Origin of the sequence: Kosakonia sp. ML.JS2a (assembly GCF_025642095.1) — a bacterium.
Lineage (GTDB): Bacteria > Pseudomonadota > Gammaproteobacteria > Enterobacterales > Enterobacteriaceae.
Genome location: NZ_CP106754.1, coordinates 1192154 through 1204970, shown reverse-complemented (window position 1 = coordinate 1204970; position 12817 = coordinate 1192154). Strand labels below are relative to the sequence as shown.

General features: G+C 50.1%; 13 protein-coding genes and 1 pseudogene. 9 read left to right on the top strand and 5 right to left on the bottom strand.

Annotated features, from left to right (window positions below; genetic code table 11):
- Nucleotides 1-18 precede the first annotated feature (18 nt).
- Nucleotides 19-1065, bottom strand: a complete 1047-nt coding sequence (gene ansB / locus N7922_RS05745) for an L-asparaginase 2 (RefSeq protein ID WP_263099648.1) — start codon at nt 1063-1065, stop codon at nt 19-21.
- 343 nt (nt 1066-1408) lie between these two features.
- Here ansB and N7922_RS05740 point away from each other — a divergent pair, with 343 nt between their 5' ends.
- From N7922_RS05740 to N7922_RS05730, 3 genes and pseudogenes are all read left to right on the top strand, one after another.
- Complete coding sequence (locus tag N7922_RS05740; RefSeq protein WP_263099647.1) at nt 1409-1825, top strand: DUF945 domain-containing protein; 417 nt, start codon at nt 1409-1411, stop codon at nt 1823-1825.
- Nucleotides 1825-1950, top strand: a complete 126-nt coding sequence (locus N7922_RS05735; protein ID WP_263099646.1) for a hypothetical protein — start codon at nt 1825-1827, stop codon at nt 1948-1950. Before N7922_RS05740 ends, N7922_RS05735 begins: the two co-directional genes overlap by 1 nt.
- Nucleotides 1951-1974: 24 nt before the next feature.
- A pseudogene (locus N7922_RS05730) lies at nt 1975-2127 on the top strand (IS3 family transposase); the annotation flags it as partial.
- A 131-nt stretch (nt 2128-2258) separates the two neighbouring features.
- Here the strand turns inward: N7922_RS05730 and N7922_RS05725 are convergent.
- The gene (locus tag N7922_RS05725; RefSeq protein ID WP_263099645.1) at nt 2259-2594 is read right to left on the bottom strand and encodes a hypothetical protein; all 336 of its coding nucleotides are present in this window, start codon (nt 2592-2594) and stop codon (nt 2259-2261) included.
- Nucleotides 2595-3312: 718 nt separating this feature from the next.
- On the opposite strand from N7922_RS05725, the gene N7922_RS05720 reads away from it, so the two are divergent.
- Together N7922_RS05720 and N7922_RS05715 are read left to right on the top strand one after the other, a co-directional pair.
- Nucleotides 3313-4800, top strand: a complete 1488-nt coding sequence (locus N7922_RS05720) for an MBOAT family O-acyltransferase (protein ID WP_263099644.1) — start codon at nt 3313-3315, stop codon at nt 4798-4800.
- Nucleotides 4801-4808: 8 nt separating this feature from the next.
- Nucleotides 4809-6308: an alginate O-acetyltransferase AlgX-related protein gene (locus tag N7922_RS05715; protein WP_263099643.1), complete on the top strand. Its 1500-nt coding sequence runs from the start codon at nt 4809-4811 to the stop codon at nt 6306-6308.
- Between the two features lie 144 nt (nt 6309-6452).
- Here N7922_RS05715 and N7922_RS05710 read toward each other — a convergent pair whose 3' ends face one another.
- Entirely contained in the window at nt 6453-6812 is a 360-nt protein-coding gene (locus N7922_RS05710) for a DUF1493 family protein (protein WP_263099642.1), read from the bottom strand.
- Between the two features lie 145 nt (nt 6813-6957).
- On the opposite strand from N7922_RS05710, the gene N7922_RS05705 reads away from it, so the two are divergent.
- Genes N7922_RS05705 through N7922_RS05690 form a run of 4 tightly spaced genes read left to right on the top strand, consistent with a single transcriptional unit; the run spans nt 6958 to nt 9962 of the window.
- Nucleotides 6958-7509: a peroxiredoxin gene (locus N7922_RS05705; protein ID WP_263099641.1), complete on the top strand. Its 552-nt coding sequence runs from the start codon at nt 6958-6960 to the stop codon at nt 7507-7509.
- Between the two features lie 34 nt (nt 7510-7543).
- A complete protein-coding gene (locus tag N7922_RS05700) occupies nt 7544-8776 on the top strand; it encodes a protein-disulfide reductase DsbD family protein (protein WP_263099640.1) in 1233 nt (410 codons plus the stop codon).
- 9 nt (nt 8777-8785) lie between these two features.
- On the top strand, nt 8786-9340 hold the full coding sequence (locus tag N7922_RS05695) for a sigma-70 family RNA polymerase sigma factor (protein WP_263099639.1): 555 nt from the start codon (nt 8786-8788) through the stop codon (nt 9338-9340).
- Nucleotides 9327-9962 carry a DUF1109 domain-containing protein gene (locus tag N7922_RS05690; protein WP_263099638.1) on the top strand — a complete coding sequence of 212 codons (636 nt, stop codon included), beginning with the start codon at nt 9327-9329 and terminating at the stop codon, nt 9960-9962. The genes N7922_RS05695 and N7922_RS05690 overlap by 14 nt, the downstream gene beginning before the upstream one ends.
- On the opposite strand, the gene N7922_RS05685 is transcribed toward N7922_RS05690, so the two are convergent.
- Together N7922_RS05685 and N7922_RS05680 are read right to left on the bottom strand one after the other, a co-directional pair.
- Nucleotides 9963-11033, bottom strand: a complete 1071-nt coding sequence (locus tag N7922_RS05685) for an ABC transporter ATP-binding protein (protein WP_263099637.1) — start codon at nt 11031-11033, stop codon at nt 9963-9965.
- Nucleotides 11026-12795 carry an ABC transporter permease gene (locus N7922_RS05680; RefSeq protein WP_263099636.1) on the bottom strand — a complete coding sequence of 590 codons (1770 nt, stop codon included), beginning with the start codon at nt 12793-12795 and terminating at the stop codon, nt 11026-11028. Before N7922_RS05680 ends, N7922_RS05685 begins: the two co-directional genes overlap by 8 nt.
- Between the last annotated feature and the right edge of the window lie 22 nt (nt 12796-12817).

Sequence of the window (12817 nt, the reverse complement as noted above, 5' to 3'; positions counted from 1 at the left end):
CGCAGCCGCCTTCAACGATTAAAACTGATTAAACATCGTCTGGATCTGTTTCGGATCTTTAGTCTGCGTCAGCGCCAGTTGCAGCAGTACGCGTGCCTTCTGTGGGTTCAGGGAACCAGAGGCAACGAAACCGTACTTCGCATCATCGATTTCAGCATCCTGCGTGGTTGAACCAGTCGGTACGCGGGAAGAACGCACCACAACAGTCCCTTTATGCGCTGCGGTTGCCAGCGTATCGAAGACCGTTTTGTACAGGTTGCCGTTACCCACACCCGCGCTCACTATCCCATCATAACCCGCATCCACCAGCGCTTTTGCCGGCAGATCTGAAGCATTCGCGTAGTTATAGACGATACCGACCTTCGGCAGTTCATTCAGCTTAGAAACGTCGAACGGCGTGGAGGTGGTGTGTTTACGCGCAGGCGTACGCTGGTAGTCGATATTGCCGTTATGAATGTAGCCCAGCGGTCCGTAGTTTACGGATTTGAAGGTCGCCACATCGGTGGTGTCGGTTTTAGTCACGTCGCGCCCGTCAAGCACGGTGTCATTCATCACCACCAGCACGCCACGGCTGGCAGAGGCTTTATCCGCCGCGGTCACCACCGCGTTATAGAGGTTGAACGGACCGTCTGCGCTCATCCCGGTAGACGGACGCATTGCGCCAACCAGCACCACTGGCTTGTTGCACTTCACGGTCAGATCGAGGAAGTAAGCGGTCTCTTCCATGGTGTCGGTACCGTGGGTAATCACGAAGCCGTCGGTGCTGTCACACTCGTTATTGATCTTTTTCGCCAGGGTTAACCAGACGTCGTCGTTCATATCCTGCGAACCGATATTGACGACCTGCTCACCCTTCACGTTAGCGATATCCTTAAGTTGAGGAACGGCTTTGACCAGATTCTCTACGCCAACTTTGCCCGCCGTATAGTTAGATTTGGTTGCGGAGTCACCGCCACCGGCAATCGTCCCGCCGGTCGCTAAAATGGTAACGTTCGGTAAGGCGAGCGCTGCACCGCTGAAACCCATTACCAGTGCTGCCAGTGCCGTTTTCCTGAAAAACTCCATGTTATTTCTCCAGTTACGTGAATTTATCGCATTATCCCAACCACATAGCTGAATAATGTGATTTCATCCAATTAACCAGACAAATGTATTTTTTAGATTGTTAAATTTAGAGATGGATGTCGTTTACACCCGGAACACTAGCAAAATCACCGTTGCTACGTTTCTGAAAAACCTGCCACAACCACTTTGAAAGGGGCTTCCATCTTCCCGGCAGCACTTTCAGCAATACCCGTTTATTCCTCAACCCATCATCAATACAACGTTCATCAAACAAGGCCTGGCTTCCTGTCGGGAGCGTGGCCTGTCTGCTTTTTATGTCGTTAACCCCACAGGAGTTTTTATTATGCGATTAGCCAGCCGCTTTGGCTGTATTAACCAGATTCGCCGCGACCGCCCTTTAACCCGTGAAGAGCTCATGCAGCATGTCCCCAGCGTCTTCGGAGAGGACAAACATGCTTCCACGAGTGAAAAGTACACGTTTATTCCCACCATCACCCTGCTGGAGAACCTGCAGCGCGAAGGGTTCCAGCCGGTGACGGCATCCCAGATACTGACCCTTCGCCGCTATGAAGACCGTCAGGACGAACTGTGGTCAGTTTTTAATCGTTGCCAGGAAAACCTGCGGAAAGGTGGTCTGCAAGGACGTACTGCCAAAGGCAAGCGCAGCCACACCCGCGCGGTTAAAGGCATAGACGGCGACGTTAAGCTCAACCGGGCACTCTGGGTGATGGCGGAAGAACTGCAGCAGGCGCTGAGCTAATGCCACCGTTGCCTGATAACGCCCATCAGGCCACCATTCATCCGACCGCCCTTGAGAACAATCCCTGTAGCCGCTCCATCTCCGATGACGATCATTGGCTTGATATTGGTTGTACATTCCGGTAACCGGCAGGCTTCTCGGCAAATTTTGACGCGCCCTTTTACACTTGGAGTAAGAAGTGTGGTGGTAGGGAAGTAGAAGAAGTGAAGCGGCTTAGGTCACCTGAAGAGGAGACCACCTGACTCAAGCTGCAGCCTGCCAAAGCCATGCCGGATAAAGGAGCGCTGCAAAGGGCTCCCGGGTGAATAAAGGGAGTAACGCAATTGAATTATCTTGGACTTTAAACGGAATTGAAGAGAAATTCCGTTATTCATTTTATTGTGGGGAGCGGCAAAAATGCCGCCCCGATTTACAGGTAAAATTCAGAGTGATGCTAAGGATTCGCATACTCTAAAATTTCTTCCCCCATAAGAGTACAGTCATTGAGGAAGATGAATCTCATCCGATATTTACCTTTGTAGATATAACCCCATGTTTGTAGTACATCATAATATTGAGATTTATTTTCCGGATTTTTCATCTTCGCCAATGCAGTTACGTCCTTATCAACCTCTGCCCTGTCATCATTGTCTCGATAAAAGGCCAGTAGTTTATTTGCTTCATTTATTGCTTGAGTTTTACACGTTAACTCAGAATCTTTCGCAGCAGTCACAGCCGGAAAAGTTATAGCAAACAATAATAATGTTATAATGTCAGTTGATATTTTCATATTATTCCAGGCTCTCTCTTTGCGCTAAGCAACGCCCCGTTCCTTCCTTCGAGATCGTTGTAACCACTGTAACAAGAAGGGTTACGTTATTTACACCATTCCTGTCGACTGCCGCATTAACATGCTTGGATCCCAATAATAACACGCTGTTTTAACGGCAACATGCAGGTTCCTCGCAACGATAGCGGGATCGGTTACATAATATTTCTCAAACTCGCTTGCGAAATCCGTATTATTTTATCTTTCTGCCAGATTTAATAACCCACGGCCTATAAATTTTGGACCATCATCTACCTCTGTAGTACGTAAATTACGTCCAATCCGCGTTCTTGCATCATATTCTCTAGCCCCCTCTTCTGGCAACTCAGCGATGGGATGGACATTGTAATGCTGTAAATTTAGCCGGCTTGCTATATGCCAGTAATGCCTGGCTAAGTTGCCCGTGCTCTCCAGACTAATCTTCTTTATATAAAACAATAAGTTATGATAAGTCACAACCATTTTCTTATATAATATTCATTGCCTGTCTCTGGTGTCGGATACTCCGCATAGCAAATTAGCACTCCGCTTCATAACGCATAATAATGTTCAGTGCTTGGGAATGTCATCTCATTCAATATATCCACCAAGAATAGCTTGGCAAATTAGATTTTTCTAAGTACAATTGTAATAATATGTATAAGAATTGTGTGTCGTTAATTCCGCATAAGGTTAGGATATGCTTTTTAGTTCATACCAGTACATTTTACTTTTTTTACCAATAACATTTGCAATATATTTTTGGCTTAACCATTTAAAACAGAAAATGTTCTCAAAGATATGGTTAATTTTCGCAAACTTATTTTACTATAGTTTTTGGGATCTTCGTTTCCTACCACTTATACTTCTTTCAACGATTGTTAATTTCCTGATTGGATCGTTGCTAAGAAATAGTAAAATTGAATCTGTCAAAATAAAATCAACCTATAGTTTAAAAAAACTAACATTCATTTCCGGGATTGTATTTAACCTATCACTACTTGGATATTTTAAATATGCAGATTTCTTTTTATCCAACTTAAATGCGTTAGGTGCTCATTTCGAACTGATGCATATGGCATTGCCACTTGCTATCAGTTTCTTCACCTTCCAGCAGATAGCTTATATTGTTGACAGTTATAAAGAGAGAACTGAAAATTATAGTTTTTTAAATTACTTATTATTTGTAACTTTTTTCCCACAACTTTTTTCCGGACCAATAACATATCACAAAGAAATAATTCCTCAGTTTTCATCAAAATGGAATAAACTAATAAACTATAGAAATATTTCACTTGGTATTTTTATTTTCTCCATTGGTCTTTTTAAAAAGGTAATTATTTCCGATGTGTTTGCTGTATGGGCCAATCAGGGCTTTGATAACTCATTACATTTAAGCATGTTGGACGCATGGTTCACCAGTTTTAGTTATACTTTCCAGTTATACTTTGATTTTAGTGGTTACACGGATATGGCGATTGGTGCAGCTTTGTTATTCAACATTAAGTTGCCGATAAATTTCAACTCTCCTTATAAGGCCTTAAACATTCAAGATTTCTGGCGTCGCTGGCATATAACCTTGAGTCGTTTTCTTCGGAACTATATTTATATTCCACTTGGAGGAAATAGAAAAGGTGAAGCGGTAACATATGCAAATCTTCTGATAACATTCTTACTCGGAGGATTATGGCATGGCGCAAACTGGATGTTCATAATTTGGGGACTGTTACATGGATTGGCTCTTATCATTCATCGAATTTGGGGAAAGTTAAGAGTTTCTATTCCAGACCCAATCGCCTGGCTGATAACCTTCAACTTCATTAATGTCACCTGGGTTTTCTTTAGGGCCAGAGATCTTGATTCTGCGATGAAAGTTTTAGGCGGAATGATAGGACTACAAGGCGTATACGATAATATATCGACAGAAATAGAAACGTGGAAACTTTCCTGGTCCGGATTCTTCCTGGAGAGATTTCTACCTGAGATACCCATTGGCGTTTCAGAGAACATTCTTATTTTCATCTTTGTGGTTGCGGCTTTTTTTATTATCACTCAAAAAAACACCACTGAATTAACCATCAGCACGTCAGTAAAAACACGAACTGCTGCATCGATTCTTTTATTCACTATTGCCATGCTATCAGCTCTCTCTGGAGCAAATAGTGTTTCACTGTATTCAAAATTTTGAGCAACGATATGAAAAAATACGTCTTTACATTTTTAATCATTTCAGCGCTGATGCTAACGCTACTGCCGGTGTACAATCTCATTCATTGGGACAAAAGCTTAACTGAGTATTTCAAAACAAAACAGTATTATAAGCTGGATTCAATCACTGCACCTGTCAGCAAAATACTGTCCAGTTATGGCATTAGCCTCTTCCCTGATCAGGTAATTGTTGGGCATGATGGCTGGTTATTTTTAGGTGATCAAGAGGCCAATACGGTATCAAACAGACGACAAGGGGCAACTAAAAATGACACAGAAAATGCAAAAAAAATAGCCAGCTCAATGCAGGAATGGAATGATTTCTTTCGCGAGAACGGAGTGAAAAAATTTAAAATATTAATTGGACCTGATAAAGAAAGTATTTATGGTGAATATTTACCGCAATGGGCGCACTCAGCAGAATACAGACAAGTTAGCGCAGTTTTAGATGCTGATAAAGAAGGTATCTTTATTGATCCTACAAAATTTTTAACTGAGCAAAAATCAAACTACAAAGAACCTCTTTACTATAAAACAGATACCCATTGGAATACTATAGCAGGTTGGTTAGCATTTAGCTATTTTATGGAAAATGTATTTAGCGATGGTGCTTATCACTCAACAAGCATTGGAAAATACACGGGTTGGAAAAACAAAGCTGGGGGTGACCTGTCCCGATTCCTTCGCACGGAAAATTTAACCACCGATCATTTTCAATATGTTGATATCCTATCAAAAGAGAATATTGACATAGAAAAATATGACTTTGAAACAAATTCATTAATTAGCAAAAGCGCCAACGAACCTATTGATGCACCAAACAGCCCCATCCGAATCTTCTCAAGCAACGCTCGACAAAATGCCAGAGTACTTTGGCTTAGGGATTCATTTGGCACAGCAATGTCGCCGTTCATGGCAGCCTCTTTTACTAACATAGTTCAACTTCATTACTTTGGTTCAAATCCGATCTGGTTGTATAATGCGATAAAAACCTACAAACCAGATTATGTTTTTGTCACAAGTGTTGAACGAAGCATTATTAATGATTTCTTCCTGTCTCCGCCACCTATTCATGCGCTGAAAGCTACAACTGGAGATAGTGGAATTAATGGAGATTATGACCGCGTTCATGATATTCAAAATAAAGATGGCGATTACGAAATCATCGGAAGTGATCCTTTCGTCATATTCAATTTCGACCCCAAACTCATCACACAAAAAAACAGTCTATACTTAAATGTCAGCTGCAAAAAAAGTGATAATGATCTGATGGTTCAAATTTTCTGGAGTTCAGACGAAGGGAGCTTCAGTGAAGAAAACAGTGTTAGCATGATTCTCCCTCAAAATGGTGCGGTCTTTAACATGTCTAAAATCGCCAACTGGACTAAAGCTGAGAATATTAAAAAAGTAAGATTTGATATACAGCCTGAGTCTATCGAAAAGTGCCGAAATTTTAATATAAAAGAAATAAAACTAACTCACGAATAGCGTTAACTCTCCAACATAGCTCTGCTAAAAAAGGAACCGTTGGTTCCTTTTTTATGCGATTAATGGATGCCTCAGATACAGAAAACGTCGATTGCCCTACAAAGAGAATTGTGTGTTCAACACAGTAGTATCAACAAGCTGCATCTATTTATGCCTGGTTGCCGCCGCTAACGCGCGATGCAATTGCCCGACAGACAGATCGCGGACCACCGGTTCGGGTATACCGCGCAACCAATTAACAAACCGGAAGATACCAAACAGGTCCAGACCTTCACCGTGGAACAGGTATTCATTCTCCCCAAGGGAAAACGTTTTGCTGTACCCCTCTTCATCCGTATAAAGCTGCACGTCAAAGGCCTGCGCAATCTCCTCCAGAAGATCCACACCCTCATCGCCTGTTACGCCAAGATCGGCTTCAAGCCAGCTATGCTCATGAATGGGAATACGTCGATGACCGGTAAATTCGCGGATAAAGTCAATCACCTGACTCAGGGTAGGTTCCATCTGTTCTGCTCCGTTGTTGTGACCCTGGTTAATACTTTATCAGCGTAGCGCAAAGCGCAATTTTTTTTCCGGGACCGAAACTTTCCGTTCTCCACCAGCGAACTGTATATGAGCGTCACTCTTCTTCACCCAAATGGAGCGCAACATGACCCCGATAAAAAAACTCGTTCTGAACCTGACCGCCGCCGCCCTTTTTAGCATCGGCAACGCGCAAGCAGCCCTGCCGGCAGGCACACAAGCGCCGGACTTCAAACTACAAGGCGCATTGGCAGGCAAACCGCTGACCTTCTCATTGCAGCAGGCGCTGCAAAAAGGCCCGGTGGTGCTCTACTTCTTCCCGGCGGCATTCAGCAAAGGGTGCACCATTGAAGCCCACGCGTTTGCCGAAGCGACAGATGATTTTAAAAAGCTGGGTGCCACGGTAATTGGTGTCACCGCCGGGAATACCGATCAGGTGGATGAGTTCTCGAAGCTGGAGTGCCGCGACAAGTTTACCGTCACCGCCGACCCAGGCGCGAAAGTGGCCGCACAGTATGACACGCTGATGCAAATGAACGGCAAAACCCTTTCAGACCGTACCTCTTTCGTCATCGCGCCGGACGGTAAGATCCTGCTGAGCTACACTGACAGAAACCCGGAAACGCATATTCAGAAAACGATGGAAGCAGTGAAACAATACGCCAACGCGCATTCCTGATGCGCTGTGAACAACCTGACTCCAGAGAATCGCTATGCTGACCGCCATGCTCGCCGCCTTCGCTGGCGGCATTATCCTCAACTTTATGCCCTGCGTATTCCCGATAATCTCCCTCAAAGCGCTGGGCCTTCTGCGCCATACGCAGGATCCCGCGCAAGTGCGCAAAGAGGGCTTCGGCTTTTTGCTGGGCACGGTCGTAACCATGTTGATCCTCGCCGGGATCTTACTGGCCCTGCGCGCCGGGGGAACTGCCGTCGGTTGGGGCTTCCAGCTCCAGTCGCCACTGGTGATTGCCTTCCTTGCGCTGGTGATCCTTGGCGCCGCGTTAAACCTGCTTGGGGTGTTCGAAGTGGGGCTTTCCCTGCAACGTGCCGGGGAGATAAACCTGCAACGCGGCGCGTTTACCCGCGCAGCGCTGACCGGCGCACTGTCGATTATCGTCGCGACGCCCTGCGCTGCGCCGTTTATGGCGGGCGCGATTGGCTATGCGCTGGTGCAACCGCCCGCAGTGGCGCTGGCGATCTTCTTCACGCTGGCGTTGGGGTTTGCCGCTCCCTTCAGCCTGATCTCCCTGTTCCCGGCGCTCGGTAAATGGCTGCCGCGCCCCGGAGCATGGATGGGCATCCTGAAACGCGGGCTGGCGTTCCCGATGTTTGGCGCATTTGGCTGGCTGGTGTGGGTACTGGCGCAACAAGCAGGTAACACGGCGCTGGCGGCAATCCTTGCGGCGGCAGTGGTGGTGAGCTTTGCCGCCTGGCTGTACGGTATGGCGCAACAGCAGCGCTTTGCCGGGCGCAGGCATAAAGCGCTGTTCACTGCGACGGCGGCCCTGCTGCTCGCCGCGCTGGTTCCGCTCCCGTCGGTGATAACCAACAGCGCGGCACTGCCTTCAGCGCAGGCAACGCAGCAGGTGGAAGAAGTAAAATGGTCGCCGCAAACCGTGGCTGACAATCGTGGCCACGGCAAAGCCATTTTCGTCAATTTTACCGCGTCGTGGTGCATCACCTGCCAGGTGAATGAGAAGACATCGCTCTCCACCCAGGCGGTAAAAGAGGCGCTGGCGAAGACTGGCACGCTGTATATGATTGCTGACTCGACAACATTCAACGCCGATATCGATGATGCGCTGAACGAGCTGGGTCAGGGCAGCCTCCCGCTGTATGTGGTCTACCCGGCGGACGGCAGCGCGCCGAAGATATTGCCGCAGGTATTAACCCCCTCGATTGTGGTTAACGCGCTGACCGGGGCCAGCGGGAAAAAAACATAAAGGCGGAATATGGATAAAAGTGAGGCAGCGCGTGACGAATGGCCGCACCTGATGGCGCTTGCGCAGTCGGGCGATCAACAGGCGTATACGCGGCTGCTGAAAGCGCTGGTGCCGGTGATCCGCTCACTGGCGCGCCGGCAAATAGCCGACGACATTCTGCTGGAAGATGTTGTTCAGGATGTGCTGCTCGCCGTGCACCGGGTGCGTCATACCTACGATCCTGCATCGCCGTTTTTGCCCTGGCTGATGGCGATAGTCCACGCGCGCGGCATTGACGCACTGCGTAAACGCGGTCGCCACTCGCTGCGGGAAACGGACAGCGACCTCGCGCCGGAGCCGCTGTTCACCGCCAGCGAGCCGCAGCATTCGCAGGAAGAACTGTCGGCACTGTTGGATCAGCTACCGGCACGCCAGCGGCAAATAGTGGAGCATGTTCATCTGCGGGAGATGAGTCTGTCGGAAACCGCGACGCACACCCATCTGACGGTCTCCGCCGTTAAGTCCCTGCTGCATCGCGCATTGAGTAATCTTCGTCGGTTAGGAGCACAACATGGCCGATCATGACGTATTGATAGAAAAATTAAGCCGCTCGATGGAGCCGGTAAAACGCCCGTGGCAACCGGGCTGGCGGACTCTAGCATGGGTTGCCATGGCATTGCCCTGCGGGATCATCGCCAGCTTATTGCTGAACCGCACGCTGACCGACTGGTCACAAACGGGGGCGAACTGGGCAGCGGTACAGCTCCTGCTGACATTTGTCGCCGGTCTGCTTGCGGTGCGTAACGCTTTTTTACTGAGCATTGCAGGGCAGCGACCGCTGAACTGGCGCTGGTTTGCGCCACTGGCAGGTCTCTGGTTAATCAGCACACTCGCCAACCTGCATAGCCACCATGGCGCGCCTGCCGTCGGTGCCATAGAAGGACCGAATTGCTACCTGTTTATGGTCGTGGTCAGTACGCCGATGGTGGCAATGGTGATTGGTTATCTGCGCCGTACACGCACGCTGTATCCGCTGCGCAGCCTGGCCGCGGCGGGCGCAGGGGTTGCCTGTATGGCGCTCACGCTGCTGTCGTTGTGCCACCCGACGCATATCAGCGCGCTGGATCTGCTGATGCATATTGCGGCCACCGCCACGATTGTGACGGTGACCATTGTGGTGGGTTACCGGTGGGTGTCGTTGCCGTAATCAGCTTTTGGGGAAGATCCAGAGTTGATCGTCTGGCAATACCACACGGTAATTTTGCATGTCGCGCTGCTGAGTGCCGTACACGCGGATCACAAAGTCATCCCCTGCCGTGCGGAACAGATACTCCCAGCGATCGCCAAGGTACATGCTGGTAAGCATCGGTAACTCCATGAAATTATCCTGCGGCGCATCGACCAGCCGCAGGCTCTCCACCCGGATCACCGCCGTCGCTTGCTGACCGACGCTCAGTCCCGGCCCGGCCACGCCCCACAATGACCATTTCGCGCCTTCGATACGCGCCCTGCCGTTGCTGATATCGGTTACCGTTCCGTGCAGGCGGTTATTGCTGCCCATAAATTCAGCGGTAAACAGCGTCGACGGGGTGCTGTACATCTCCTGTGGAGTGCCCTGTTGTTCGATGACGCCGTTGTTGAGCAACAAAATACGATCGGAAATCGCCATCGCTTCATTCTGATCGTGGGTAACCATCAGCGCCGACAGCCCCAGCTTCACAATCAGCTCACGCAAAAAGACGCGTGCTTCTTCGCGCAGCTTGGCATCCAGGTTCGACAACGGTTCATCAAGCAGGATCACCGGCGGGTTATAGACCAGCGCACGGCCAATGGCGACACGCTGCTGCTGCCCCCCGGAAAGCTGGTGCGGATGGCGCTTGCCCAGGTGCCCCAACCCCAGTTGATCGAGCACCGTTTGCGTACGTTGGGTGATTTCTGCAGAGGGGACCTTGCGCAGCTTCAGCGGATAAGCGACGTTCTCGAATACCGTTTTATGCGGCCACAGCGCATAGGACTGGAACACCAGCCCCAGATTGCGCTCTTCCGCCGGGATTTCGCTGCGCGGGGTGCCGTCATAAACAATGTTGCTGCCAATGGTGATGCGCCCCTGAGTCGGTTTCTCCAGCCCGGCCACCGCGCGCAGCAAGGTGGTTTTGCCACTGCCAGACGGGCCAAGCAGCGACACCACTTCGCCGCGTTTCAGCTCCATCGATACGCCTTTCAGCACCGGGTTGTCGCCGTAAGTCAGATGTAAGTTCTCTACCGATAGCTCAATCATGTAATTTCACTCCAAAACGCAGGGCCACACCCAGACCAATGACCACCAGCAGAATGTTGATAAACGACAGCGCTGCAACGATATCAATCGCTCCCGCGGCCCACAGCGACACCAGCATCGAGCCAATCGTCTCCGTCCCCGGGGAGAGCAAATAGACACCGGTTGAGTACTCGCGCTCAAAAATGAGGAACATCAGCAGCCATGAGCCAATCAGGCCATAACGCGATAGCGGCACCGTCACATGGCGTGTGACCTGACCGCTGGTCGCCCCGGTGCTGCGCGCCGCTTCTTCCAGCTCCGGCCCCACCTGCAACAGGGTGGAAGAGATCAGCCGCAGGCCGTAGGCCATCCACACCACGGTATAAGCCAGCCAGACGCTGAAGATGGTGTTTCGCAGCGATCGTAGCCAGACAATCAGGTTCTCACGCAGCCACTCCGCCACCGGCAATCCGGAGAGCCAGCCGTTTTTCAGCGACTGATCGAGCCACATCGGCAAAAACAGGAACACCCACAAAAACGCCAGCCCCGCCAGCAACCCCGGCACAGCACGGGGCACCAGCACGCTGTAATCGAGGAACCGCGTGACGTTATCCTGCTTACGGTGCATGGCAATGCCGACAAACAGATAACAGATCACCGCCAGCGCCCCGCCGAACACGCCAATCGCCATCGAGTTCACGATCGCGCGCAGCAGATTGGGCTGCTGCCAGATATTACGGAAGGTATCCAGCGAAACCTCATCCCACAGTGAAACGCCAACCCCCCAGTTCGAGATAAATGCCCGCAGCACAACGCCAATCAGCGGTACGCCGATGGTGACGGTTAACCAGGCCACCACCACCGCGCCGGCGACCCAGCGCCATTTGCCCAGTGGCAGCGCCCGCGCCTGTGACGCTTTGCCTTTCATGGTGACAAAGCGGTTAGCGGTGCGCATCAGGCGGCGTTGCAGCATCACTAGCGGAATGGTGATGCAGATAAGCACCACGGCAACGGCGGCCATCAGATGATAAGAAGGCGTGCCCAGCTTGTTGGTGAGCTTATAGAGATAGGTGGCCAGCACCATGTTGCCTTCGGGATCGCCCAGTACCAGCATCAGGCCGAACACCTCCAGCCCAAGGAAGAACAGCAACACGCAGGCGTACAGAATCGATGGGCGCACCATCGGCAAGCTGACAGATGTCATCACCTGCAATGGCGACGCGCCCACAGTACGGGCAGCCTCTTCCACATCAGAGCCCACGCTGCGCAGTGCCGACGAGATATACAAATAGGCATGCGGCACGTGCGTCAGTCCGGCAATCACCACAATGCTGAACATGGAGTAGATATTCCACGGCACAAAGCCGATCACCTCCTCGGCCCAGCGCGAAAAGAAGCCCACCGGCCCGGCGGCAACCACATAGCCAAAACCCAACACCATCGGCGAAACAAAGATCGGCACCAGGATCAACGGCTCAATAAAGCGGCGACCGGGCAAGTCGGTGCGCACCATGAGAAACGCGAGAATGCCGCCCAGCGGAATAGCGATAAACACCAGGCCAAACGCCAGAATAAAGCCAGATTTCAGCGCCAGATAAAAATCCGGATCGGTAAAAATAAAGGCGAAAGATTCGAGACTCAGCTCTTTGGAACGGACAAAAAAGGGCGCGGAGAGAAAACTCTGCACCACAATAAATAACAGCGGAACATAAATAACCAACGCGGTGATCAGCACGATCACACCGCGCGGCATCCCCTGCCACTTTCTGCGCAATGTATTCATTGGTCATCCCTTTGGTCAGGTA

Bases quoted from the DNA above. Each gene is read 5' to 3' on its own strand.
- ansB (WP_263099648.1), bottom strand. From the start codon at position 1,065: ATGGAGTTTTTCAGGAAAACGGCACTGGCAGCACTGGTAATGGGTTTC.
- N7922_RS05740 (WP_263099647.1), top strand. From the start codon at position 1,409: ATGCGATTAGCCAGCCGCTTTGGCTGTATTAACCAGATTCGCCGCGAC.
- N7922_RS05735 (WP_263099646.1), top strand. From the start codon at position 1,825: ATGCCACCGTTGCCTGATAACGCCCATCAGGCCACCATTCATCCGACC.
- N7922_RS05725 (WP_263099645.1), bottom strand. From the start codon at position 2,594: ATGAAAATATCAACTGACATTATAACATTATTATTGTTTGCTATAACT.
- N7922_RS05720 (WP_263099644.1), top strand. From the start codon at position 3,313: ATGCTTTTTAGTTCATACCAGTACATTTTACTTTTTTTACCAATAACA.
- N7922_RS05715 (WP_263099643.1), top strand. From the start codon at position 4,809: ATGAAAAAATACGTCTTTACATTTTTAATCATTTCAGCGCTGATGCTA.
- N7922_RS05710 (WP_263099642.1), bottom strand. From the start codon at position 6,812: ATGGAACCTACCCTGAGTCAGGTGATTGACTTTATCCGCGAATTTACC.
- N7922_RS05705 (WP_263099641.1), top strand. From the start codon at position 6,958: ATGACCCCGATAAAAAAACTCGTTCTGAACCTGACCGCCGCCGCCCTT.
- N7922_RS05700 (WP_263099640.1), top strand. From the start codon at position 7,544: ATGCTGACCGCCATGCTCGCCGCCTTCGCTGGCGGCATTATCCTCAAC.
- N7922_RS05695 (WP_263099639.1), top strand. From the start codon at position 8,786: ATGGATAAAAGTGAGGCAGCGCGTGACGAATGGCCGCACCTGATGGCG.
- N7922_RS05690 (WP_263099638.1), top strand. From the start codon at position 9,327: ATGGCCGATCATGACGTATTGATAGAAAAATTAAGCCGCTCGATGGAG.
- N7922_RS05685 (WP_263099637.1), bottom strand. From the start codon at position 11,033: ATGATTGAGCTATCGGTAGAGAACTTACATCTGACTTACGGCGACAAC.
- N7922_RS05680 (WP_263099636.1), bottom strand. From the start codon at position 12,795: ATGAATACATTGCGCAGAAAGTGGCAGGGGATGCCGCGCGGTGTGATC.